This is a genomic window from Dialister pneumosintes, assembly GCF_001717505.1.
Classification (GTDB): domain Bacteria; phylum Bacillota; class Negativicutes; order Veillonellales; family Dialisteraceae; genus Allisonella; species Allisonella pneumosinta.
The window spans coordinates 328,572-353,487 of sequence record NZ_CP017037.1; the positions used below are offsets into that span (position 1 = coordinate 328,572).

The 24,916-nt window shown below is 34.1% G+C and carries 18 protein-coding genes, 2 tRNA genes and 1 pseudogene; 18 read left to right on the plus strand and 3 right to left on the minus strand.

Annotation, left to right across the window (positions count from 1 at the left end; all coding sequences use genetic code 11):
- The first annotated feature begins 63 nt into the window (after positions 1–63).
- The 5 genes from BCB69_RS01695 to BCB69_RS01715 all read left to right on the plus strand — a co-directional run bounded on the left by BCB69_RS01695 (position 64) and on the right by BCB69_RS01715 (position 9,478).
- Positions 64–936: a LysR family transcriptional regulator gene (locus tag BCB69_RS01695; RefSeq protein ID WP_069176835.1), complete on the plus strand. Its 873-nt coding sequence runs from the start codon at positions 64–66 to the stop codon at positions 934–936.
- Between the two features lie 51 nt (positions 937–987).
- Positions 988–3,225 carry a ComEC/Rec2 family competence protein gene (locus tag BCB69_RS01700; RefSeq protein WP_236887208.1) on the plus strand — a complete coding sequence of 746 codons (2,238 nt, stop codon included), beginning with the start codon at positions 988–990 and terminating at the stop codon, positions 3,223–3,225.
- Positions 3,226–3,239: 14 nt separating this feature from the next.
- On the plus strand, positions 3,240–4,244 hold the full coding sequence (gene holA, locus BCB69_RS01705) for a DNA polymerase III subunit delta (protein WP_069176837.1): 1,005 nt from the start codon (positions 3,240–3,242) through the stop codon (positions 4,242–4,244).
- A 17-nt stretch (positions 4,245–4,261) separates the two neighbouring features.
- Complete coding sequence (locus BCB69_RS01710; RefSeq protein WP_069176838.1) at positions 4,262–7,897, plus strand: PolC-type DNA polymerase III; 3,636 nt, start codon at positions 4,262–4,264, stop codon at positions 7,895–7,897.
- A 90-nt stretch (positions 7,898–7,987) separates the two neighbouring features.
- A complete protein-coding gene (locus BCB69_RS01715; RefSeq protein WP_022513207.1) occupies positions 7,988–9,478 on the plus strand; it encodes a WG repeat-containing protein in 1,491 nt (496 codons plus the stop codon).
- A 41-nt stretch (positions 9,479–9,519) separates the two neighbouring features.
- On the opposite strand, the gene BCB69_RS01720 is transcribed toward BCB69_RS01715, so the two are convergent.
- Positions 9,520–10,572: a zeta toxin family protein gene (locus BCB69_RS01720; protein WP_022513208.1), complete on the minus strand. Its 1,053-nt coding sequence runs from the start codon at positions 10,570–10,572 to the stop codon at positions 9,520–9,522.
- A gap of 248 nt (positions 10,573–10,820) precedes the next feature.
- Between BCB69_RS01720 and BCB69_RS01725 the strand changes: the two genes are divergently transcribed.
- The 6 genes and pseudogenes from BCB69_RS01725 to BCB69_RS06450 form a co-directional block, all read left to right on the plus strand.
- Positions 10,821–12,161, plus strand: a complete 1,341-nt coding sequence (locus tag BCB69_RS01725) for an LPO_1073/Vpar_1526 family protein (protein WP_069176839.1) — start codon at positions 10,821–10,823, stop codon at positions 12,159–12,161.
- Between the two features lie 18 nt (positions 12,162–12,179).
- The gene (gene sdaAB / locus BCB69_RS01730; RefSeq protein ID WP_022513210.1) at positions 12,180–12,842 is read left to right on the plus strand and encodes an L-serine ammonia-lyase, iron-sulfur-dependent subunit beta; all 663 of its coding nucleotides are present in this window, start codon (positions 12,180–12,182) and stop codon (positions 12,840–12,842) included.
- 6 nt (positions 12,843–12,848) lie between these two features.
- On the plus strand, positions 12,849–13,724 hold the full coding sequence (sdaAA, locus tag BCB69_RS01735) for an L-serine ammonia-lyase, iron-sulfur-dependent, subunit alpha (protein WP_069176840.1): 876 nt from the start codon (positions 12,849–12,851) through the stop codon (positions 13,722–13,724).
- A 278-nt stretch (positions 13,725–14,002) separates the two neighbouring features.
- On the plus strand, positions 14,003–16,399 hold the full coding sequence (locus BCB69_RS01740) for a YadA-like family protein (RefSeq protein WP_069176841.1): 2,397 nt from the start codon (positions 14,003–14,005) through the stop codon (positions 16,397–16,399).
- 113 nt (positions 16,400–16,512) lie between these two features.
- Positions 16,513–16,671: an NADPH-dependent FMN reductase family protein gene (locus BCB69_RS06445; RefSeq protein WP_216821549.1), complete on the plus strand. Its 159-nt coding sequence runs from the start codon at positions 16,513–16,515 to the stop codon at positions 16,669–16,671.
- A 12-nt stretch (positions 16,672–16,683) separates the two neighbouring features.
- Positions 16,684–17,070: pseudogene (locus BCB69_RS06450) on the plus strand (NAD(P)H-dependent oxidoreductase); the annotation flags it as partial.
- Between the two features lie 82 nt (positions 17,071–17,152).
- On the opposite strand, the gene BCB69_RS01750 reads toward BCB69_RS06450, so the two are convergent.
- Positions 17,153–17,226 (minus strand) — tRNA-Gly (locus BCB69_RS01750).
- Positions 17,227–17,231: 5 nt separating this feature from the next.
- A tRNA-Pro gene (locus tag BCB69_RS01755) sits at positions 17,232–17,308 on the minus strand.
- Positions 17,309–17,679: 371 nt separating this feature from the next.
- Here BCB69_RS01755 and BCB69_RS01760 point away from each other — a divergent pair.
- The 7 genes from BCB69_RS01760 (at position 17,680) to abc-f (ending at position 24,868) form a co-directional block, all read left to right on the plus strand.
- A complete protein-coding gene (locus tag BCB69_RS01760; RefSeq protein ID WP_173644817.1) occupies positions 17,680–18,126 on the plus strand; it encodes a hypothetical protein in 447 nt (148 codons plus the stop codon).
- Between the two features lie 13 nt (positions 18,127–18,139).
- Entirely contained in the window at positions 18,140–19,267 is a 1,128-nt protein-coding gene (locus BCB69_RS01765; protein WP_069176843.1) for a hypothetical protein, read from the plus strand.
- On the plus strand, positions 19,260–20,906 hold the full coding sequence (locus BCB69_RS01770; protein WP_069176844.1) for an LPS-assembly protein LptD: 1,647 nt from the start codon (positions 19,260–19,262) through the stop codon (positions 20,904–20,906). Before BCB69_RS01765 ends, BCB69_RS01770 begins: the two co-directional genes overlap by 8 nt.
- Positions 20,907–21,213: 307 nt before the next feature.
- Complete coding sequence (locus BCB69_RS01775) at positions 21,214–21,714, plus strand: hypothetical protein (protein WP_159049962.1); 501 nt, start codon at positions 21,214–21,216, stop codon at positions 21,712–21,714.
- A complete protein-coding gene (locus tag BCB69_RS06355) occupies positions 21,702–22,232 on the plus strand; it encodes a secretin N-terminal domain-containing protein (protein WP_159049963.1) in 531 nt (176 codons plus the stop codon). Before BCB69_RS01775 ends, BCB69_RS06355 begins: the two co-directional genes overlap by 13 nt.
- The gene (locus BCB69_RS06360) at positions 22,225–22,938 is read left to right on the plus strand and encodes a type II secretion system protein GspD (protein WP_107528606.1); all 714 of its coding nucleotides are present in this window, start codon (positions 22,225–22,227) and stop codon (positions 22,936–22,938) included. Before BCB69_RS06355 ends, BCB69_RS06360 begins: the two co-directional genes overlap by 8 nt.
- 16 nt (positions 22,939–22,954) lie before the next feature.
- Entirely contained in the window at positions 22,955–24,868 is a 1,914-nt protein-coding gene (abc-f, locus tag BCB69_RS01785) for a ribosomal protection-like ABC-F family protein (protein WP_069176846.1), read from the plus strand.
- Positions 24,869–24,916: the final 48 nt, after the last annotated feature.

Below are 24,916 nucleotides of genomic sequence, written 5' to 3' on the forward strand. Positions count from 1 at the left end.
TTACAGGATACAAACTGAAAAAATACGGTATAATATACAAGGAAAATACTGTAGGAGGTTTTTATGCATATTTTGCCGATGTATTATTTTAAAGCTGTTGTTAAATATAAGAGTATCAATAAGGCTGCTCATGAGTTGCACATAACACAACAAACTTTGAGTGCTCATATGAATTCTATTGAACGAGAATTGGGCTGTATACTTTTTAATCGTAGCCCTAATTTTCAGTTAACGTATGAGGGGGAAAAATTTTATAGATATGTAAAAACCATTATCAATACATATGAATCTATGCAAAAAGAATTCAGTTTATTGGCACAAAATGAAAGTGGTGCTATTCGAATAGGAATTGCACATACGAGAAGCCAAGCTTTGATTCCTCGTGCGGCAGCTCGTTTTATTCCGCAGTATCCATATGTTCGAATTGATTTAAAAGAATTATCCAATGATAAACTAATCAGTGAACTTCGGGAAGGGAAGTTGGATATAGCCATTGGAGACATTCCGTTAGATAGCACGGAATATGCAACTGAAATATTACATAAAGAAGAAATTTTATTAGTAGTACCAACAACTTATATGAGGAATAATGCTTCGTATACGGAAATTCTATCTGAAGTTCCACTTTTAGTAAGTCATAGTGAAGATATTACCGGACGTATGGCTCGTGCTATTGTAAAAGAGAATCATATAGTACCTAATATTGCAGTATCATCCGATAATATTGAAACATTGTTGGACATGTGTAGTTTGGGGTTAGGTGCTTGTTTTTGTTCTGATAAATTATTGACATTTCATATGAGTACTAATGATAGTTTTAATAAAAATTTTAAAATATATCATACCAATATTATTTATCCTATTATTGCAGCATATCCAAAGGATGATGTAATGGAAAAAATTATAAAAACATTTATTGAGGGGATTAAAGAATAACTATAAATAAATAGGAGTCAGTGTCTTAGGGAAAAGGGGGAAAAGACAGTGATGAAGTATGGATTGTTGCTAGGGGCAACATTATTTTCTATTGGCATCTTATTAAAAGAGTGTATTTCAGGCTCTTTTTTATATATTGGGCTTATATTTATTTTTTTATGTGGAGTCTTTGTCTGTTTATGGAAGAAATATTTTCACATAAAAGGAATTATTATTTGTGGGGTTGGACTACTTATAACAGCCGGAGTACTTCGGGCACATATAGAAGAAATAGATTGGCAGCGGTATTCTTCTTTTGCGGTCGGTCATACAGGTTCCTATCAAGTGATAGTAGCAGGAGAACCGGAAAAAGTATTCGGGAAAAGTGGTAAAATTCGTTTGTTAGTAGATCTAGAGCACGGGAACTTTGAAAATCATGAAAGGTATTTATTAAGAGGGAAAGCATATGTATATACTGCCGAAGTAGAAAAAATTATTTCTATAAAACCGGGGGATAGGCTTTTAATCTTTGGGAAATTATACCCGCTTCGCTTTTATAAAAATCCTGGAAAAATAAATTTAGAAAAGAGAGCACAAAGTCAAAGGGTATTAGGGCATATATATGTAAAAAATGTAAAGGATGTTGTTTATAAAAATACATCACATCGATATCTAGTGAACCGATGGGTATATCAACTGAAATGTGATGTTAAATCGTACTTTTTAAAATATATGGACACTACAAGAAGCTCTATTCTTATGACATTGCTTTTTGGTGGTAGTTACCAAGAGTTGCCTGATACGGTTGTAAAAGATTTTTCTGTAACAGGTATAATACATATATTATCTGTATCCGGATCTCATATAGCAGTAGTACTTTCTTTTTTATTTTTAATAGGGAAATGGTTACATGCTCCTAAGAAGATTATTGTAATTGTATCTATAGTGAGTATGTGTGGATATGCATTGATGGCTTCTTTGGTTCCTTCAGTTATTCGTGCAACACTTATGGGGATATTATCGGCAATGGGATTATTATGTAATCGTGATAGAGATGCTCTTAATTTATTGGGTGGAGCTGTGCTATTAATGCTTATTTGGAAGCCACTATTACTTTATGATATTAGCTTTCAGCTTTCTGCCTCCGCTTCTTTAGGGATTTTATTGTTCTTTCGTAATGTATCTTCATTATTACAAAAGCAGAATTGGATACCTTTTTGGGTTTCTGAAGGAATTGCTTTAGCTATATCGGCACAACTTGTAACATTGCCTTTTGTTCTGTATAATTTTCATGCGTTTCCCGTATATTTTATATTATCGAATTTGTTGGTTACTCCTTTTTTAGAGATGGCGTTGCTTTTAGGATTAGGAGCTTCTTTATTATTCTTGATAGTTTCACCAATTGCCGAATTATTTTTATATATAGCAGATTGTTTTATTGGATATGGAACTGCAATTAATCAACAGATTGCTTCTTTACCCTATGCTTCACTTAACCTTAGAGGACTTACTCCACTTGAAGTTTTAGGATATTATGTGCTTTTATTAGTAATTTTTTTTAGAAAACACCTATGGAAATTTAAAATAGGGACATGGTTTACTCTATTATCCACATTGCTTATCGGGATAGGAATCATTATCGAAAAGTTATGCATGCCTTCCTTGGTGGTGTCTATATTGGATGTATCTCCTGCACAAGTATTTATTGTGCAAAGCATAGAGAAAACGATTCTTTTCATAAAATTACCCGGAGTTATTCATCCTTGTTTAAAAGAAGAAATTGAATCTTATCTCTCTTTTAAAGGGATTTTTTCTATTGATGTACTGGTTTTAGAATCTTCTGAATTAAAAGAAACTACAGATTTTTCTTTATCTATACCTATTAAATCCATATGGATTAAAGGCATAAACAAGGAAAATTTACCGTTTTGGACACAATACCCTGCCATTGATAGGAATGTTAAGCGATTAATGATTGGTAAAAATCTGAGAATACATTCAGTAGGAAACAGTTGGGGAATATATAATCATGATAAAGGTATAATGATTGATAGAGGGGAGTTTGTAACATTAAAAAGTAAGTTACCAATAAATCACGTCGTTTGGATACAAGATTTTTATGGGTTTAAACCTGAAATACTAGATGATAAAATAAAGATATTACACCCTGAAGTAATCGTTTTTATGGAAAAAGAATTTATAGACGAAGAATATAAAAATATTTTATCCGAAGGATTAAAATATCCGGTGTTAAATAGTAAGGATGGATGCATAATTTTATACTGTTACCATCATTGGTCATCGGGGTAAAGGAGGGGAGAATAATGACTACATCAGGAAAGAAGAATAACTGTATCTTGTTTTATGGGGAAGATACAGTTTTGATTAATGAAAAATGTAAAGAATATATTCATCATTATTTTGGAAGTAAAGGTCCGGAACCGATTGTATTTGATGAAGAAGGCAGTTATGAAGAATACATTCAGAATATACAAGGACAGTCTTTGTTTGCTATGGATGTGGTTGTTATTATGCATAACCCTTTTTTCTTAAATAAAGGATTACGAAACGAAGAGGAGTTCTCACAGTTTTTAACCGTCTTAAAGAACATACCGCCAGAAGTTCTTGTAATTATGACACATGTAGGAAAAGTAGATAAACGTTTATCACATATTAAAGAATTACTTAAAATAGTAGAGAGTAGAGAGTTTAATTTTCTTAAAGTTAAAGAGGCACCGGATGAGCTTATTTCTATGATTAGAATTCGTGGGAAGAAATTGGAATATAGCGTAAGGCCTCTTTTAGAAGAAGTGATAGGTGCATGGACGGAAGTTTCTTTGACATTATTACATTCAATCTGTGATAAAATCATGATTATGTCAGCCGGTCAGGAAACGGTTACAGCAGCTGTTGTACGAGAAGCACTTCCCACATATATGGAGCAAGGTGTTTTTAAGTTTTATGATAAACTGATTGCAGCGGATAGTATATATATATTACAAAATACGGAACATGTATTTACCGATATACCATCCATACTTAAAAATCTAGGATTTATCTCTTCTAAATTTAGACAGATGAAAATGATTAAAGAAATGAAACGACAACATATGTCGGTAAAAGATATGCAGAATAAATTGAGTGTTAAATACTCTTTCATGTGGAAAAATTTAGAAAGAGATGCAGATAAAACTAAAGAAACTACCATAGAGTGGTTTTTATGTGAGATTTTCAATTTTCAATATAGAATGCGTGTAAAAGCGGAAAAGTTGGAAATTATAGATTTATTTTTACGCTTTTGCCAAAAACAGAAACATAACCACTATTGAATTAAAGGAGCTATGTAATGGGGAAATATCATCTTAAAGTAAAAAATGGAACTATGCCGTTTACTTTTATGGATATTGATACAGAAGATCATGCTTGGTATATCCAAGCAGATGATAAAGAAGCAGCTATCGCATGTCTTTGTGATATGTGTGGTGAACTGAATGCTATAGATATATTTTATGTTAATGGAGAAGATGTAACTTTACGAGTTATGGAATATAAAAAGAATATAGCAATAGCATTTGAAGAACATCCGTTACCAACCGATGAGATGACATCTACCTCTCCTGTTGACATTCCTATGCCTATGGATGATAGTAAAGACCGTTATATAGCAGATATACATGATATGAAATTGCCATCTATAGAGATGCCTTCAGATTTGCCTCAATTAACACAAGTGATTTCTTCTACCGCATCTATGCGAAGTATTAAGAATAAAAATTCAAAAAAAGGGCATATGGATAAAGATGTGTTGATTGGGAAAAAGGCCATTAAAGGAACTATTACTTCTGTAAAAAATCTTGTAGGAGAAATGGATAATGTAGTTGTGCAAGGCACGGTTATTTCTTTTGATTTTAGACAGCTAAGAGATAATCGTCTTATCTTTACGATGAAATTTGCAGATGAAACCAATGGTATTTCTTGTAAAAAATTTTTTGATAGTGAAGAAGAAGCTTCTTTATTAAAAGAAATATTAAAAGAAGGAATGACTGTTAAAGTCAGTGGTAATGTACGTTTAGATAAATATACCGGGGGTTACGTATTAAATATTCGACAAATAGAGAAAACAACCATTGAAAGATTACCACATGAAGATAATGCGGAGAATCCTCGTGTAGAACTTCATCTTCATACAAAGATGAGTTTGGACGGTTTAATAGATACGGAAGAAGTGATTAAAACGGCAGCAGCTTGGAAACATCCTGCTATAGCCATTACCGATCATGGAGTAATACAAGCTTTTCCTAAAATCCAAGATTTAGCAAAAAAATATAAGCAAAAAGTAATCTATGGGATGGAAGGATATCTTATTGAAGATATTCCTACTGATATTGATACAGATAGACAGAGATATTATCATATCATTGTACTGGCAAAAAATATGACCGGTTTACGAAATTTATATAGGTTGGTTACTTTATCGCATTTAAAATTTTATAGAAAAAGACCTCTTATTCCTAAAGCAATTATGGAAGAGTTGCGAGAAGGGATTATTTTGGGATCAGCTTGTGTAGTGGGAGAATTTTTTCAGGCCGTATTACAAGGGAAATCCGATGAGAAGTTAATTGAAATAGCTAAATTCTATGACTATTTAGAAGTACAGCCTATTGGTAATAATTCTTTTTTAATTAATGATGATAAATATCCGGAGGTCACATCAGAAAGAGATTTACAAGAACTGAATAAAAAAGTAATTGATATAGGTGAAAAAACAGGAATACCGGTATGTGCTACTTCGGACGCACATTATTTGTTTAGAGAAGATCGAGTCAATAGAGATATTCTGCTTTCTATGTGGGAGAAACCGGGGAAAATAGATTCTCATCCTTCTGTGTATTTGCGAACTACACAGGAAATGTTAGATGAATTTAATTATATTTCACCGAAAAAAGCACAAGAAATTGTTATAGATAATACAAGAAATATTGCGGAAGCATGTCAGACTATAGAACCATTAGCAGAAGAGTGGAAGTCTTATAACCCTAAGATTTCAGGTGCTGATAAAAAGTTATTAGATATGTGTTATCAAAATGCAAAGGCTATTTATGGAGATCCTTTGCCTGCTGTAGTGCAACAAAGATTGGATTCTGAATTAGATCCGATTATTAAGCATGGGTTTGGGGTTTTATATTTTATTGCACATAAGTTGGTTAAGCATTCAAATGATAGAGGATATTTAGTGGGTTCTCGAGGTTCGGTCGGTTCTTCTTTTGTCGCTACTTTGGCAGGAATTACAGAAGTAAATCCTCTCCCTCCACATTATGTATGCCCCTCTTGTCATTGGACAAAATTCTATACGGATGGTTCAGTAGGTGGTGGATTTGATTTACCAAATAAAGAATGTCCCAATTGTGGAACCGTTCTTAATAAGAATGGACATAATATTCCATTTGCAGTTTTTCTTGGTTTTGATGGGGATAAGGTTCCTGATATTGATTTAAACTTTTCTTCTGGGGATGATCAGGCCGATGCACACAAATATACAGAAGAATTGTTTGGACGAGATAATGTATTCCGTGCAGGAACTATTGCGGGTATTCAAGATAGAACTGCTTTTGGTCTAGTTAAGCGTTATGCAGAAAATAGAGGATTGACCTATAATGATATATTTATTGAAAAATTAGCCGGCGGAGTTTTAGGAGTTAAGAGAACAACCGGACAACACCCTGCAGGAATTATGGTTTGTCCTCGAGATATGGATATCCATGACTTTACACCGCTTCAATATGCAGCAAACAAGAGATATATTAAGGGAGAATCCGGAGAAAAAATTCCGGGAACTATTACTACACACTTTGACTATCATTCTATTTCCGGACGTATGTTGAAGTTAGATATTCTCGGACACGACGATCCTAAGATTATTCATATGTTGCAACGTTTAACAGGAGTTGACCCATTAAAAATTCCTTTTGATGATCCGGATACCATTTCTTTATTCAGTTCTACGACTGCTTTGGGATATACGGAAGAACAACTTAGAAAAACTATTGGGGATAAAGGATATACGGTAGGTGCATTAGGACTTCCGGAATATGGGACACCTTTTGTCCGACAGATGCTTGAGGATACTAAGCCACAAAATTTTTCTCAATTGGTGCGTATTTCCGGATTTTCACATGGTACCAATGTATGGTTAGGCAATGCGCAAGATTTAATTAAATCTAAAACCGTTAAATTAGAAGAAGCTATTTCTACTCGTGATGACGTAATGAACTATTTAATTGAACATGGAGTTAAGGAGTTAACTGCATTTAAAGTCATGGAGAATGTAAGAAAAGGGAAAGGATTGGAAAAGACAGATAAAACCGGAAAAAAATCCAATAATAGAAAAGAAATAGAAGAAGCCAATGTACCACAATGGTTTATCGATTCTTGTTTAAAAATTTCATATTTATTCCCTCGTGCACATGCGGTAGCTTACGTTATGATGGCATTTAGAATTGCATGGTTCAAGATTAATTATCCCTTAGCATTTTATGCGGCGTATTTTACAATTCGTGCAGAAGGTTCTTTTGATGCACTTATTATTCTAAGAGGATTTGAGGCACAAAAGGCAGAATTACATCGTGTAGCGACTATGGAACATCCTTCTAATGTAGAAAAAGATTGTGCGATTGTTACAGAAGTTGCAGCTGAAATGTATTTAAGAGGATATGAATTTTTACCTATCAGTTTGGAACATTCCAGTGCTTCTGAATTTACTATTGTAGATAACAAAATATTACCGCCTTTTAATTGTATTCCTGCACTTGGCAATCAAGTTGCGAAAGATATTGTAGCTGCTCGTGAAGTAGAGCCGTTTTCGTCTAAGGAAGATTTGCGTAAAAGAGGTAAAGTCAGCCAAAGTATTGTTGAAACTATGGAAGAAATGGGGATTTTAAAAAATTTACCTGAAGAAGAACAATTAAATTTATTTGGGTTTTAAGAGTCATAAAGTTTGAAGTTGTTTTGCATTTATGAGTATGCTATAATTCGATATACTTCAATTTAGATGTTTATACAAGGAGGATGATGAATGAAGTTAAAAGAAAAATTATGGATATCTTGTACTATGGCAATGTTTTCCTATTTATTATTAGGACAAACATCTTATGCAGAATATGGAACGACTACTGCCACTCGTATACAGAGAGAAGAACATAGTGAAAGTATTTCGGTTCATACAGAAAATTCTACTACGCAAACTACTGAATCTTCTACACATATAGGAGTGGGCGTTCCTTCTATTAATATTTCGATTCCCAATATAGTTATAGATAAGGAAACATTATCTAAGATAGATGTGCAACGTAGAAATGCGTTAGCTTCTTATAAAGCGACATATAGTAAAACGGAGGACGGGCATTTTCAGGAACATGGCTATTTAGCTCGTATAAAAAAAGGTAAGAAATGGGGAATTGTCGGAACGGATGGGCAACTTACCATGGATCCAACATATAAGATTTTAATTCCTAAAGAGAATGGTGTTTTATATGTTGGTAATAAGAAGAAGGAACTCAGCTATGTAGATGGGAACAATAATCCGGTAACCTATGAAAAAAAATCTGAAGATGCTTTGATACCTTTTAAAGAAAAAGGCTTATATGGGTTTAAAGATAGTAAGGGTCATATCGTTATTAAACCTGTATACAAACGAATTGTTACAGAGTTTAGTGAAGGAATTGCTTTTGTAATAACGGCAGGCGGACATCAAATTGCCATTAATACAGAAGGAACAGAAATTTTTAATGCACCTTATGAAGTAGTAATGCCTTTCCAATATGGCGTAGCAGAATACCGAAGAAGTGTAAATACTTTCAAAGGAAGTACTTTTTTAAGTTCTATTATAAGCAATATTATTTATGATACGGAAACCGATCGATTTAATAGTTATACACCGGTGTATAATGGAATTAAACGTGGTTATTTAAATCATGAAGGCGAAATTGTCATTGATAGCAAAAATGATGTAGTATATCCGATGACACCTTATGGAACTATTGTACAGAATAATGGATTGACTTCCTTTATTACGGCTGATGGCCAGGTATTAATTCCACCGGGGCACTATACTGTGGGAAGTATTCATATAACAGATGGTTATTTGGTTTTACGTGATGATTTTTCAAAAAAATATGGTGTTTTTGAACTCATATATGGAAAACAAGTAGTACCATTTCTTTATGATGACATACAACTTCTTGGGCAAAATCGTTTTATTGCTAAGCATAATTATGCTACTTACTTGGTTGACAGTACCAATGGACGTTTAATAGCAACACTTCCTGTAAATCAAAAAGCAGTACCCTTTGACGATGGTGAATACACTTGGATTTTCATGGGGAGCAGTAATTTTGCAATTATAGATAGTGAAGGACACATTGTATTTAGAGATAGTGATATTACAGATGCAGGTCCTTTTAAGCATGGATATAGTCCGGTTAAAAAGAATAAGAAGTGGGGCGTAATCGATACTAAAGGAACATGGATTATTGAACCGCAATATGATGATGTAGAAATTTTATAAATAAAAAGAATGGTAAAGAAAATTTTCTTTACCATTCTTTTTTAATTGGAGGATAGTCGTTCTATAAGAATATCTATAGCTCGCTCAGTTGGTAAATCGTCACTATCATATACAAGACCTTTAGAACTTTGTATGATAAGTCGATCCATTAAATTTTGTTTTATAATTTTATCTGCAAAGGTAAGGAATGCAGAACAAGAGTTATTATGATGTGCTTTGGTTATCATACGAGAAATACCCGGTGCTTTTAATCGTTGTTGCAAGAATAGTTGATGTATAGATTGCCAACTTTCTTTTTTAGAGCAAGTGCGAAGTATAACCCATACACAAAATCCACTGGATTTTAAACTAGCAATTAAATCCGGAATGGAAATATTTTCTAAGAATGCACTTTCATATAATAAGTGATAACGATTTTTTATTGAAGCATCTATGGTAAGTTGTGATAATAAGTCACGCTGCTTCGAAGTTTGAAATAAAGTGTATTGACTATATTTGCTTATTAATTCTTTATAATAAGGATGAAAGCCTATGAAAGCATCCGCACTGGCATCAATAATGTTATAGTTCCAATCTTCGAACAATCTGGAAGACAAGCGTGTTTTACCTGAGCCGGGTTGTCCCAAAACAATAAATGCCATAGGCATAGAATGATTACCTGTTTTGTTCCATATAGCAGATGGCCATATTTTTTTAGAAAAAAGGCTTTCAAAAGCAAGAGAAGAATGTTTATATTCCTCCTCAATTAAATCAGGTGTTATCTTACAAGGTACACGCATCGTAAAAACTTGATCAGATATATATTTACGTTCAATGACATAGGCATTATGAAGCATTTCTATTTGATGCTCCATAGGAATATAATATCCTTTGCGTTGTTCAATACGTGAAGACTCTTGTATTGTTTCTTTCCATAAATTATGTAAAACAGTTAAATCATTATAATTTATGGAATGGATATCCTGTGTATTCCAAATTAAGTTGTAAATAAGATGAAAAATTTCTGCATTGACTTCTAATTGAATTCCCCTCGGGGTGATATCTGCAGATTGTTGTAATTCTTTTATTCGATGCTCTCCATAGGGCATAGCCATTACCACTTCCTTTTACGTAACATCATAGCAAAGGAGAATGTATTTGTCTAATTCTATTCATAAAATATATAGCATACATGGGAGATGACTATAAATGATTTATAAAAATTATTTTATCTCTTATGTATTGGCTTATATAATCGAGGAAATGCACATGTAGAATAAGATAAAATATGATATTATGAGTGTGTATCATATGATACGTATTGAAGTATAAAAATAAATTTAAAATATAGATAGGAAGTGACATGTTGTTACAAACTTTAATGCCTTATTTGGTTATCGTTGGTGTAGCAGTTTTATTTTTTTTAGTGTGCTGTCGCATTGTATTGCGAAAACCAAAAAAAATGAATCGAAAAGAACATATTTCATTTTCTCATATTAAAAAGCATGCGACTGTAAATGAAAAAAGCGTAGAAAATATAAGAAAGAATACAGATTTAGAAAAAACACAGGTTATAAATCTAAAAGATTTACGTCCGGCAATTTCTCGCGAAGAAAAGAATGAACAAACACGGATGTTTACAAAAGATGAATTTATCAGTGTGCATGATTTGCATAAAAAACAAAAACAAGAATCCGTTCGGTTTATTATGGAATCTGAACCGGAAATTTTAAATCAAATTACGGAACCGGCGGTTCTAGAAGAATACTTTGTTCGTCACTTTTTAAATCAATACGGAGCAGTTACCAGAAATGTTGCACAAGATGCAAGAACTGTTACTCATCACCTTATTACAGATTTACCGGTAGATTCTGCACAAGAAACTTGTGATATTTTAAGCCATATTATGGTGCAAGAAGCATTACAAAATGCACAACGTATATATGTTATGATGCCGGATGAAATTGTACTTGGAATGGTTAGTCAGGCTTTTTTTGATGTGGCATTGGGAACGCGATCAGAAACCAAAACCATTCTTGCTTATGATGCTTTAAAAGCTATGCCAAGAATGGAAAGTAGTCATTTTAGAGCACTTGCGTTATTATTGTTATTTCATTACTCCAGAAATACAGGAAATACAAATGCAGAAGCACTTTTAGACTACACAGAAAAATATATTACTCCTTTTGTTTCAGCAGCATTACCGGATGAGTACAACGGCTATCAACAATTAGAATACTTATATTGTATTTCTTTAGAAAATAAAGAGATGGCATTTGGAGAAATTTTGAGAGAATCTTATCCACTAATATTTGCATTTAAAGGATGTATGAAAAATGAGTTACTGTCTCTTTATGCTGATTGGAAACCAGAAGATATGGTAGAAAGCTTGTATAATTCTTACTATAAGTTGACCGCAGTGGATGATTCGACATTAACAAGGCTTTTGGATACTTATAATATAGAAGATACAACTATTAGAGCTAAGATTCTTGCGTTAATGCATTCAAGAGGGGTTGCCTATAATAGACAGGAAATGCATCAACTGCTTGCACATATTCATACGGATTTGGCACAAGTACAAGATATTTGGGATAGCAGTATGTTGCGTAAATCTTCTTTAACTTTAATGGGGATGTATATTGCAAAAATTTATATTAGAGAGTCTATTGGAGAAGATTTTGACCTTTCACATTGGATTTAAAAGGATGGCATAGTAATCATGGGAATATTTGATATTATTGGTCCAATCATGATTGGACCTTCTAGTTCTCATACTGCAGGAGCTGCTCGTATAGGTCGTATTGCACGAGAAATATTAAAAGAACCACTAGCAGGAGCCGATATTACTTTATATGGCTCTTTTGCCAAAACAGGAAGAGGGCATGGTACAGATAAAGCTTTAGTCGCCGGACTTATGGGATATGGACCTGAAAGTATTATTATACGTAATGCGATTGATACAGCAGAAAGAAAGGGTATTGCTATTCGTTTTTTCTTTTCAGAAGAAGATATAGGACATCCTAATGTTGCTAAAATTCTTGCTAAAGGAATGGAAGGTAAAGAAATAGAAATTATAGGACGTTCACTTGGTGGCGGGCGAGTAAAAATAACAAATATTGATGGTTATCCGGTAGAAATAACAGGGGAGGAAAATACGATTTTAACACAACATAGGGATGTACCCGGTGTCGTATCGGATGTGAGTTGTGTACTGGCCGAAAATTATATTAATATCTCTAATATGCGAGTTTTCCGAAAAAATAAAGGTGATGATGCCGTTATGATTATTCATACAGATGAGGAAGTATCAGATACATTGAAAGAACAAATTTTGACATGTAATCCCAGTATTAAAAACATAATGATATTAAAGAAAGTGTAATCTAAAATGAAAAAGTATCATTCCATCAAAGAGCTTATGGAGATGGCAGAGGAAGCACAAGTATCTCCTGGCATTATTGCATGTAAATTAGAGGCAGAACTTTCTAATCGTTCTTACGAAGATGTTTGGCAGCAAATGGATCAAACAATTCCGGTTTTTATGAAGTCGATTCGACATGGACTCGGAGATAAAAAGAAGTCAAGCAGTGGACTCGTAGGAGGTGACGCAAGACGTCTTTATGATAAAGAACCTCTTTTACTGGGAAGATTAGCTAAAAGGGCGGCTGTTTATGCGGTAGCTACTGCAGAAGCCAATGCAAAAATGATGTGTATTGTAGCATGTCCGACAGCCGGTTCTTGTGGTATTGTACCGGCTGTTGTAGCCGCCGTGGGAGAACACATCGGAGCTAAACGAGAGGATTATACACGTGCTTTATTTACGGCGGGAGCAATTGGTCATGTAGTAGCTGAAAATGCTTGTATTGCAGGGGCGGTAGGTGGATGCCAAGCAGAATGTGGTACGGCGGCCGGTATGGCAGCCGCAGCGGCTATTGATTTATTAGGCGGTACAATCGAGCAAATGAAAAATGCTATAGCTTTGGCACTCAAAAACTTACTGGGGCTTGCTTGTGACCCTGTTGCAGGATTGGTGGAAGTTCCTTGTGTTAAACGAAATGGATTTGAAGCCGTACATACTTTAGTAGCTGTAGAAATGGCGATGGCAGGTATTCAAAGTCAAATTCCTGTAGATGAAGTAATTCAAGCGATGGATGAAATCGGAAAACTGATGCCGGCTTCTATTCGGGAAACAAGCTTAGCCGGTCTTGCAATGACAGAAACCGGACAAAAAATTGCACAACAGATGAGTGAAAATCATAAATAAATATAAAACGAAATGTCATATGACATTTCGTTTTATATTGTTAAAAATCGTTTTATATAAATAAGATGGGCTTATGTTGACATAAGAAATCTATAATAAAAAAGAGATAGGAGTAAATCTCATCTCTTTTTTATTATATACATGAGTAAAATAGATAGTTATAAGAAAAATAAATACATATTATAAATAAGTTCTATATTGAGTGGCATCTATTTGTAGTATAAAATAAAAAATATTCAAAATAGTATTTAATTTAACAAAAATAAAAGGAGTATGTTATGAATTGTATACATAAAATTGTTTGGAGTAAAGTGAAAAACAGTTATGTAGTGGTTTCTGAATTAGTAAAAAGTCACACAAAAAATACATCGGTACAGTCGATGAAAATTGCTTTAGCGATAGTTGTAGGAATGCCTCTTATGATGAGTGGATATATCGCTGATGCTGCGATTGACGGTGTAACTACTTTTGTGGAACCGGGTAACCAAAATATAAAGATGGGGAATGGCATAAGCTTAAGAAATAATGCAGCTACTAATGGTGCTATTGCTATTGGTGACCATGCTCAAATAGATGATTATGTTATGCAAGAAGGTAGTATTGCCATTGGTAAAAATGCTTTTGTAGAAAATATGTATGGTAACCAGGAAAAGTTTTTTAAATTTGGGCAGTCAGATGAGAAAAAATGGGCTAGCAGTATTGCTATTGGGCAGAATGCTTATGCACGTTCCGGTAGCACAATGATTGGTGATCATAAATATGTAGGAAAATTAGGCGATGTAGAAGTTGATGGATCCGATGTACAGAAAGTTAAGTCAAGAAACGTGAATATCAACGCTACTACTATTGGTGCTAATAGTTATAATCAAGGAGCTTTTTCTTCTGTAACAGGGACATACTCTATTATTTCCGGAAAATATAATGGCGGTAATTGGTCTTCTTATGTTACCCAAAATATGGGAGCCACTATTTATGGTTCTCTTAATAGTATTGAATCAAATAGTTCTTCTTCTGCTCATTCAGGTATAGCGAGCAGTGTTATCGGTCTAGCGAATAGAACAGCTAATTCAAATGGCACACTTATTTTTGGTGCAGGCAATGAAGTAACCAATTCCATTGGTATAGTTAATGGAATTAATCCTTTTTCCGGTGGAGGAGCATCAGCCAAAGAGTTTGCAGAACAATTGAAAAGTAGTGTAAAGTCATCAGATGGTGGGGGTTCTACCATGGCATTTGGTGGTGGTAATACAGCAGATTGGACACATGCAACGTCTATTATCGGTGTAAACAACACTATTAAAGGTTCTTCCGGAAAGGTCAGTGCCTATAATTTGCTTACCGGTTATAAGAATACAGCTACCAATGTAAACCGCACGTCTATTATCGGATCCAGAAATGAAGTGGAAAATACAACCTCTGCGGTACTTTTGGGTGATTTACGTCGTTTAAAAGGAGCACACGACAGCGTAATTCTTGGATCCGGTGAAGAAGGTAACGTGATTGAAACTAATGTATCTAAGGCAGTAGTTATTGGTAGTAAAGCGAATGTAACTAAAGAAGGTGGAGTAGCTTTAGGGGCAAAATCTGTTTCTAATACAGATAAAGGTGTAGCCGGATATAATCCGGAAACTAAAGCGGCATCTACCGATACTTCTTCTACTTGGAAATCTACAGCAGCTGCTGTAGCAGTGGGAGATGCAGAACATAATGTAACTCGTCAGATTACCGGTGTGGCAGCAGGTACGAAAGATACAGATGCAGTCAATGTAGCGCAGCTCAAGAAAGCAATGGCTAATGCAACCGGAGATGGAAACGATACCTTGGTGAACAGCAATAATGCATTGTCTTTAGCAGGAAATACTTTGTCTATGAGTGTAAAAGATACCGCAGGACATGAAGTAAAAGGCAGTGTAAATTTATCTGCTTTAGCAGCGGCAGTAGATACAAGAAATACAGTAGCAGAAGGCGACCACATCAAAATCGATGAAGAAAAGCAACAGGATGGAAGCTCTAAATATACTATTCATGTGAAGACCGATGGCGTAGTAGAAAAGGATAATAAAGGAATTGTAACCGGAGGAACTGTATATAACGAAACTCGCATTACAACCGATGGAAACTATATTAAGAAAGACAATTCTGCAGCAGATAACTTGATGATTCTTGATGGTCAAGTGAAGAAGAATGCGGATAGTATTACCAATATCAATAACCAATTTAATGAATTGGGACGTGATGTTAATCGTGTAGGAGCTATGGGAGCGGCATTAAGTGCATTAAAACCGTTAACTTATGATCCGTATGAACCGACACAAATTATGGCAGGCTACGGTAACTATCGTGGATCCAATGCTATTGCATTAGGTGTGGCACATTACAATAATGAATCAACCATGATGCATGCCGGCGTATCCTATGGAGGAAAGAGCCATATGATGGTAAATGCAGGTGTAACCGTCAAGGTAGGAAGTTCTGATAAAGAACGTGAAGTAGCAGAACGTTATAGAACAGGACCACTTTCTTCCGTTTATATAATGCAGAAGGAAATTGATCATTTAACTTCTGATAACCAAGCATTGCGTAGTACTGTAAATGAACAGAATGCGAAACTTAGTGAACAGGATGCTAAGATTGAAAAATTAATGCAAATGGTACAAGAGTTAGCGTCTAAATAAATTTAAATAAAAAGAAGTAGAATATTCTACTTCTTTTTATTATTGTTAATAAATAGATATCGATGTATAATGAGAATAAAAAGTAAATAGTTTTACTAAGAAAGGAATTCTCTATGAAAAATGTAATGATTATATCAGGTCATACCGATTTAAAAAACTCTGTAGCCAATAAAACTATTTTAGAAGAATTGCATAAAATGATACCTCATGCGGAAATTGATTATTTGGATTGCTTATATTCTGATTTTCAGATTGATATAAAGAAGGAATAGCAGAAGTTAGAAAAAGCGGATATCCTTGTCTTTCAATTTCCTGTGTTTTGGTATTCCATGCCGTCGTTATTAGCTCGATGGATGGAAGAAACATTTCAACATGGGTGGTCACATGGCTCTACGGGGGATAAGTTAAAAGGTAAAAAGCTTATTATTTCTTTAACTACAGGAGCACCCAAAGAGATGTATCAGCATGACGTGGCAATGGGATTTGAAATAGAAGAATACTTGTCGGCGATTATATCTACATGTAAGCTTTGTCAAATGGAGTATGTTGGTTATGTGTATACGGATAAAGTTTCCTATGCATCTAGAAATGATCCAAAGTTGTTGGAAGATATAGTGAATAGAAGTAAAGAACATGCTCATAAAGTAGTTGAGCTCATTAACACTTTATAATAAACTAAAAGCTCCTAAAAAATATATTTGAAGTTTTATGGCAAAAAAAAAAGAACTTTACATGAGTAAAGTTCTTTTAATATGGAGCGGGTGAAGGGAATCGAACCCTCGTAACCAGCTTGGAAGGCTGGCGCTCTACCATTGAGCTACACCCGCATATTTGGTCGGAGCAGCAGGATTTGAACCTGCGACCCCTTGGTCCCGAACCAAGTGCGCTACCAAACTGCGCTATGCCCCGACAACGTAATAAATTATAACAGGAGATTTTTTTTATGTCAATAAAAATAAATGAAATAAAAAAGAAATCAAATTGCTATTTTTTAGTTATCACGACATAAGAAAGGTAGTTAGCAATCAGTAATAAAAATTCATTAATTGCCTTATTGAAAGATAACACATTATTCAGTTCTTGTAAAGTATAAAATGCAAAGATGATTAGATTAGTAGTAATCATAAACTTTAGAATTAGATATTACATCTTGTTTTTATAAAAATATTTTATGGTAGCAGGATGTGATGAAATAAATTGAAATAAACCATAGGTTTACGTATAATTGTATATAATACTTATTATATACATTATTATGTAAGGAGGTAATTGTTATGAAAATGAATATAAAGAGAATGGCAGTTGGATGTTTAGCTGCCGGCATGTTGACTGTTGGAGCTTTTAATACAGTATCTGCTTTTAATTTAGGCAGTTTTTTAGGCGGTGTTGCTAAAGTAGGCGGTATTAGTTGGTTAGTGTCTCAGTATGGGGAACAATTAAATAGCACGATTAATTCCGTTATGATGAAAGAAGGGGCAGGTACTAATTATGCAACTAAAGTAGTACCTATTGTAAGTTTGGGAGGAAGACAGTATATCGGTGCAGCACAAGTTATAGGTGAGGCAGAACAGGTTGAAAAAGTAAAAGCGGTAGGACAACTTCAGATTACATGGAATGATTCCTTATTCCGTATTAATGGACTCGTTCCGATGGATAGTGTTAATCCAACCTCTTTTTCTCGTGTACAAGGGGTAGGTGTTTCTGCCAATATTGATGTTAGAATTTAATGGGGGATGCTAAATGAAAAAAGTAGTTTTAGCAACAAGTATTGCATTAGCTTTGGTTTTTCCGGCTATGGCAGCAGAACCGATGACATTAACGGATCGAGTGGATCGCTTAGATGAAGTAGTATATGGTAATGTACAAAGCGGCTCTTTTATACAGAGAATAAGAAACTTAGACAAATCTGTTTGTGGAACTACGTCTGAAAAGGATACTACAGAAGGGCTAGATTCTCGTGTAGAATATTTATATGCAGAAGTTATTAGAAGTGAAAATGATGAGAATCCTTCTGTAGATACTCGTGTGAATGCACTTGAATATTATTTAACAGATCAAATTAAGCAGGCGGCTTTAACAGAACGATTAGATGATTTAGATGTAATGGTGTTAGGTAAAAAACAAAATAACGGCGGATTAATTCAGAGAATCAATGCACTTGAAAAAGCTGTTTATGGAGATAATCATTATGAATTAACAACAGTGACATTACCTGAAAAGACCGTATTTAAAATCTCTCTTAATGAAGATATTAGCAGTAAGATAAATCGTGTAGGAGATCCTGTACATTTTACTGTAGAGGAAGATGTATTAGTAGATAATGTATTAGTTCTTCCTCGTGGAGCACAAGGATCCGGTGTAGTTACTAAAGTAACAAGACCGAAATTCTTTGGGCGCAGTGGATTTGTGGATATTTCTTTTGATCAAGTATTTTCAATTGATGAAGAAGCGATTCCAACTGTTTTAGGACCGGAAGCAAAAGAAAAATTAAAAATGCAGGCTGCTGCCATAGGCGCTTCAGCTATAGGTGCATTAGCATTGGGACCGATTGGTCTTGTTGGCGGTTTATTTGTTAAAGGTAAAGATGTAGAAATGCCGGCAGGAACTGAATTGTATATCCAAACTCGGGAAGATGTAGTTACTAAGGGGATGGAAATGAAACCCGGTGCGCCTCTTGATGTTGATATTACGATTGCTCCTGTGGTATCTAAAACAATAGATGATACTGAAAAAGATATAAAAGAGGATAATTCTTCTGTTGATGAACCAAAAAATAATATAGTTAAAGATGTAAAAAATGATTCCATGGAGGAAACCTCAACATCAGATGATGATACAGCATCTGTGGTTATTGTGAGAAATGAATAAAACAAAGAGAATTTTTTCTATCTTTGCTGCAGTTTCTTTGTGTACCGGAATGACTACATTGGTAGCTGCATATACAGAAAATCGTGCATTGGAAGAGCCTGTAAGTTTACCCGGAATATATACAGAAAAGAAGAGTAAATCTTATTTTTTATCGGAAACAATAGACTTACAATACGATAATCCTTTTTTGAAGAAAGATACTATTGATTGGAAAGACTTTCGTGTATCTTCTATTAAAGGGGTATTGGTTTATTCTCCTACTGAATATGATGAGTATGTAAAACAAATAGAAAAGAAACCAACACCTCATATTACTAAAGAGAGTCCTTTGTATGTTATGGCAGATCATATGAAGTATTCTAATGTAAGTGGTGACATAAGTGCTTCGGGTGATGTAGATGTAAAGCATGTGACTGATAGTTTTGCTACAGATTATGTATATGGGAATACTATTTCAAAAAAGATAATTATTCCGGGAGAAGTGGTATATACTACTCCGACTAATCATGTAAAAGCAGATAGTGCTACTTATGATGGTGTAACTACCATTGGTCATTTTGAAAAGATGCGTGGCTGGGAACAGGGACTCTATTATTTTGCGGGAGATTCAGGAGATTATAACCGTAATGAAAATAAGATGGTGATTAATCATGCCTATCTTACGACAAAACATGCATTAGCAAAGGTTCCTGATTATCGTATAGAAGCAGAGCGCATTGAAATATATCCCAATGATCATTATACCGCTTATGATATCGGACTATATTTGAAGAATACTCGTGTTATCTCACTTTCAAAATATACAGGTTCTTTGGTTCAAAGTGACTCCATCGGTCTTTGGACTTTAATTCCAACTCCTGTATATGATAGTGATAATGGGGTAGGATTTAAAAATAGTATTAATATTCCAATAGGAAGTATAAAGTCAGGATTGTCTTTTAATAGTAAATTTGCTTATTATAGTAAGTCCGGGTTTAAGCCTGATATCGGGTTTAGATGGGAAACTCACCCGGGAACGTTTCGGTTACACTATGTAAAAGAAGAAAGTGTAGTTAATGATAGGCATGTCTGGATAAAAAAATCTCCTTCTTTTTCTTTTGATTCAAGGAAATTTTATATTCCCAAGACAAAACTTTATGTAGGTGCTGGTGGCGAAGTAGGACGTTGGGAAGAGGGGCATATAACAGGTGCTCATAAAATGTGGGAAGTATACTTAGCACATGATCCTATAGAATTAGGACCTCATCTCCATTTAAATTGGCGTATTGGTTATATTAAAGATTATTATGCATATAATCATGCAATTCGTAGTAACGCTTATTATTCCATTGATCTTACCGGCGGTATCAAGTGGTTTACGGGTTGGATTGGGTATACAAATAATAGATTACAAGGGGAAACACCTTATACTTTTGATACCTATGATATAAAGAAACCTTTAACATTTGGTGCTAAAGTACAGATTACGCCAAGAGATGCTTTTAGTGTTGCTTATACTTACGGAACAAGTAATCATAAATTAGAGCATCTTGATTATACTTATTATAGAGATTTACATTCATTCTATGGTTGGATTCAATATCGTCAGAAAGAGAGAGCCGTAAGATTATATATTCAGCCCAAAGACTTTACTTTTTAAAAGATAAAGTAGAATTACGGTTTATATGTTAATGAAGTTTAGCATTCCGAATTTACGGTCAAATACCTTTATGAAAAGTATGGGATGTATAACTACAGACTTTTAACAGATAGGGAAACAATTAAAGAAATCACTCATATAAGAAATACCGGAAAAGGACCTGCAGGGGAGCTGGTTCTTTTTCCACGTTTATCAATCTTTTAGAAGAATATATTTTAATGAATACTTCTGAAGAGGGGGATTCACTAATCAGAAGTAAAGAGATTATGAAATCTTGTTTAAAGGGGTATGTAAGTGATTAATCAATATGAATAAATTAGAGAAATGGATGACTATGGGGATAGGTATCTTATGTTTGATAGGATGGGGAGTTTATCAAACAGTATCGGAGGATGTAGTAAATTCAGAGTCATCAACGGACTTAAGTATTGAAGAATTAGCAAATAAATCGGATAGAAATAAAAAAATATCGAGCGCTATAAAAAGATACGATGCTGCTCTTTATTTGCGCGCATCACCGATAGTAGATCCTTTTCATGCAGAGGATTGTATGAATAATTCTATTCAAAATTTAGGTAAAGAAATACCGCTATCTTCTTCAGAAATAGAAATGGAAACAGTGCAGATATATCCACAATTAATAGGGGTTATTTCGGTTGGTAGCGAAGCAAAAGCAATTTTTCGTACTGGCAAAGAAATTCAGACAGGTAAAGAAGGGGAACATATAGGGGAATGGGTTATCATAAAAATTCAAAGCAAATCTGTACGATTGCAAATAGGGGAAAAAGAAATAGAATGCAGTTTATAATAAAGTATAAAATTTGTATTTTATTATTATTGATTAATTTTTTTAGTATTACGTTTTGTTCTGCACATACCGTATCTAAGATTTCTTGCGATACGGATAGGAATGTTCATTTGCATGTATCAAAAGCTTCCGTGAAGACAGTTTTACAGACACTTGCACAAATGGTTGGACAAGATGTAATTATATCCGAACAAATTTCAGGAACAATAACTGCAGATTTTGACAATATAACACCTGAAAGTGCTATATATAACATCGTAACCTCTCAGGGATTAGTTGCACGAAAACAGGGGAATTCGTTGCTTATATTAGGTAAAGATGTACTGGATAAGCAGGATAGAGAAGTTAGATTTTATCCTTTATCTTATATGAATGCAGAAGAGATAGCGGAAAATCTTAAATCTATTATGGGGGATGGCTGTATTTCTGCACATATGGGGACTAATACAGTTATTGTAAAAGGGACTCCTTCTGAACTTATATGTATAGAACAATTGATTCCGGTACTGGATGGATAAACCGGAAAAACAAACAAAAGTAGAAGCGGAAGTTTTAGCAATTAATAAATCAGATGCAAAAGAATTAGGGATTACTTGGGATTTTAAGAGTCTAACAGGGAGTATTTCTTCTAATGATAGTAAAGGCAAAGAAAAGTCAGTTCCTGAAGGTTACGGAGGCATTTCTTACGGGCATTCCGTTAACGGAAATCCTTATACTTTTTTATTTCGAGCTAAGCTACATGCTCTTATTACTGAAGGGAAAGCCAAAATACTTGCTAAACCTAATGTAGTAACTTTGAATGGACGAAAAGCTAAAATACTCATTGGTAGTGAAATTCCTGTTTTAGTAGAACATATAGAAAATGGAGTAAATACTACAACTATTGAATATAAAGAAGCCGGAATCAGTCTTTCTTATACTCCCATAATCAGTAAACAGGATGAAATTACCGCTAAAATAGAGGCAGAAGTATCTACCCCTTATTTGGAGCATGAAATGAAAGCATATCGAATTGTCACGAGAAAAGCGCAGACCATGGTAAGAGTGAAATCAGGGGAGTGTATTATTATTGGTGGATTAATAGATAAACAAGATAATCAAACAAGACAAAAGGTACCAATACTGGGAGATATTCCTATATTAGGCAAGTTATTTCAAAGTAATAATAGACATGTAGAAGAATCAGAAATTATTATAGCTATTACAGCTGAAGTATTAAAATAAAGAGTAGGAATAATCAATGGCAGTGCTCAAAGTAAGTGGATTAGCTAAATCATTTGGTGTAAATACAGTTTTTAAAGATGTATCCTTTGAAGTGCGTAATGGAGAGCGAGTTGGGTTAGTTGGTGCTAATGGTGCAGGTAAAACAACTCTTCTTCGTTGTCTTATGGGACAGGAAGAATATGATAAAGGGAGTATTTTTCTAAGTAGTGGAAGTACTATCGGTTATCTTCGACAAGACTTTAAATATACCAGTCAATCTATTAGGGAAGAAATGGAATTGGCATGGAAAGATGTTCTTTATTATAAAGAAAAATTAGAAGAAATGTCTAAAGAGTTAGCTGCTAATCAGTTAAATGAAACACTTATAGAAACTTATGGTCGTATGGAAGAACGATTTGAGTTTCTTGGTGGATATGATTATGAGTCTACTACTAGAAAAATTCTTACAGGATTGGGATTCTCCTCTAAAGATTGGGATAGAGATATTCATGGATTTTCGGGAGGTCAAAAAGTAAGAATTAATTTAGCAGCAGCTTTTGTAAGACATCCGGACTTCTTATTTCTTGATGAACCTACCAATCATTTAGACATGTCTATGCTTGAGTGGCTAGAGGAATATCTAAAATCATATCGTGGAGGTATTTTAATGGTATCTCACGATCGTTATTTTTTAGATGCGACAGCAACAGGAATTATTGATTTAGAAAACCACCAAGCATATTCTTATCGAGGGAATTATTCACAATTTTTAAAAGTAAAGTCACAAAAAATAGAAGCACAAGAACGTGCATATATAAAACAGCAAGAACATATACAAGAAACAGAAGAATACATTAGAAGATATAAGGCGGGAATAAAAGCTAAGCAGGCAAGAGGACGGCAGTCTCAATTAGACCGTTTAGAACGAATAGAGAAACCGTTTCATATAGACTCTTTACGTTTTAATTTTGAGAAACCGGAAGATTGTGCAGATAAAGTACTAGATATTTTGAATCTTACCTTTTCTTATGAACAGCATACTATTTTTAATAATTTATATATGCAAATCAGAAAAGGAGAAACCGTTGGTATTATTGGTTCCAATGGAGTGGGGAAATCTACTCTGCTTAAATTAATTATAGGAGAAGAAACATTTCGCGATGGACATATTCGCGTAGGTAACAGAGTTAAGCTGGGATATTATTCACAAGAGTTAAATCGTTTATGTCCTCATTATACAGTGTTAGAGCAAGTTGAAAACACTTTTAATTATGGAGAAGCAGCTGCTAGAAATATCTTAGGAATGTTTTTATTTCAAGGAGATGAAGTTTTTAAGTCTGTGTCGATGTTATCCGGAGGAGAAAAAGCAAGGCTTACTTTATTAATGCTGTTTTTAGATAGACCAAACTTTTTAATTCTTGATGAACCTACTAATCATTTAGATATTATGACTCGAGAAGTTATGGAAAAAGCACTTTTAGCTTTTGGAGGAACTATACTTTTCGTATCGCATGACCGATATTTTTTAGATAAGGTGGCAACTCGTATTTTAGAGCTGGAAAATGGGGCATTGACAGAGTACTTGGGAAATTACTCTTACTATAAAGAGAAAAAGAAAAATATGGAAGAGTATGAACGTGATAAAGCAGCGGAGCTGTCCGGTAAAAACATAAAAAATCACATACACAAAGTAGGAGTAGTAACTACAAAAGAACATGCAAAAAGTAAATCGTTAAGAATATCAACTTTTACAGCTAATATGCAGGAAAAGTTAGAAAAAATTGAAATGGAAATTCAAAGATTAGAAACAACCTTAAAAATGTATACTATAGAAATGAATCAAACTCCTGAACAATATGAAACAATTATGGAATTCTATACAGATACGAAACAGAAACTTGATAATTTATATAAAAAGTGGGAACAATTAGCCTCTAGTGCAGAACAATAAAAGAGATACATATGTATCTCTTTTATTGTTTATGATTTGATTTAAAAT

What these genes read in the sequence shown, in the direction of transcription:
- BCB69_RS01695 (WP_069176835.1), top strand. Translation starts at nt 64, where the DNA reads ATGCATATTTTGCCGATGTATTATTTTAAAGCTGTTGTTAAATATAAG.
- BCB69_RS01700 (WP_236887208.1), top strand. Translation starts at nt 988, where the DNA reads ATGAAGTATGGATTGTTGCTAGGGGCAACATTATTTTCTATTGGCATC.
- holA (WP_069176837.1), top strand. Translation starts at nt 3,240, where the DNA reads ATGACTACATCAGGAAAGAAGAATAACTGTATCTTGTTTTATGGGGAA.
- BCB69_RS01710 (WP_069176838.1), top strand. Translation starts at nt 4,262, where the DNA reads ATGGGGAAATATCATCTTAAAGTAAAAAATGGAACTATGCCGTTTACT.
- BCB69_RS01715 (WP_022513207.1), top strand. Translation starts at nt 7,988, where the DNA reads ATGAAGTTAAAAGAAAAATTATGGATATCTTGTACTATGGCAATGTTT.
- BCB69_RS01720 (WP_022513208.1), bottom strand. Translation starts at nt 10,572, where the DNA reads ATGGCTATGCCCTATGGAGAGCATCGAATAAAAGAATTACAACAATCT.
- BCB69_RS01725 (WP_069176839.1), top strand. Translation starts at nt 10,821, where the DNA reads ATGTTGTTACAAACTTTAATGCCTTATTTGGTTATCGTTGGTGTAGCA.
- sdaAB (WP_022513210.1), top strand. Translation starts at nt 12,180, where the DNA reads ATGGGAATATTTGATATTATTGGTCCAATCATGATTGGACCTTCTAGT.
- sdaAA (WP_069176840.1), top strand. Translation starts at nt 12,849, where the DNA reads ATGAAAAAGTATCATTCCATCAAAGAGCTTATGGAGATGGCAGAGGAA.
- BCB69_RS01740 (WP_069176841.1), top strand. Translation starts at nt 14,003, where the DNA reads ATGAATTGTATACATAAAATTGTTTGGAGTAAAGTGAAAAACAGTTAT.
- BCB69_RS06445 (WP_216821549.1), top strand. Translation starts at nt 16,513, where the DNA reads ATGAAAAATGTAATGATTATATCAGGTCATACCGATTTAAAAAACTCT.
- BCB69_RS01760 (WP_173644817.1), top strand. Translation starts at nt 17,680, where the DNA reads ATGAATATAAAGAGAATGGCAGTTGGATGTTTAGCTGCCGGCATGTTG.
- BCB69_RS01765 (WP_069176843.1), top strand. Translation starts at nt 18,140, where the DNA reads ATGAAAAAAGTAGTTTTAGCAACAAGTATTGCATTAGCTTTGGTTTTT.
- BCB69_RS01770 (WP_069176844.1), top strand. Translation starts at nt 19,260, where the DNA reads ATGAATAAAACAAAGAGAATTTTTTCTATCTTTGCTGCAGTTTCTTTG.
- BCB69_RS01775 (WP_159049962.1), top strand. Translation starts at nt 21,214, where the DNA reads ATGAATAAATTAGAGAAATGGATGACTATGGGGATAGGTATCTTATGT.
- BCB69_RS06355 (WP_159049963.1), top strand. Translation starts at nt 21,702, where the DNA reads ATGCAGTTTATAATAAAGTATAAAATTTGTATTTTATTATTATTGATT.
- BCB69_RS06360 (WP_107528606.1), top strand. Translation starts at nt 22,225, where the DNA reads ATGGATAAACCGGAAAAACAAACAAAAGTAGAAGCGGAAGTTTTAGCA.
- abc-f (WP_069176846.1), top strand. Translation starts at nt 22,955, where the DNA reads ATGGCAGTGCTCAAAGTAAGTGGATTAGCTAAATCATTTGGTGTAAAT.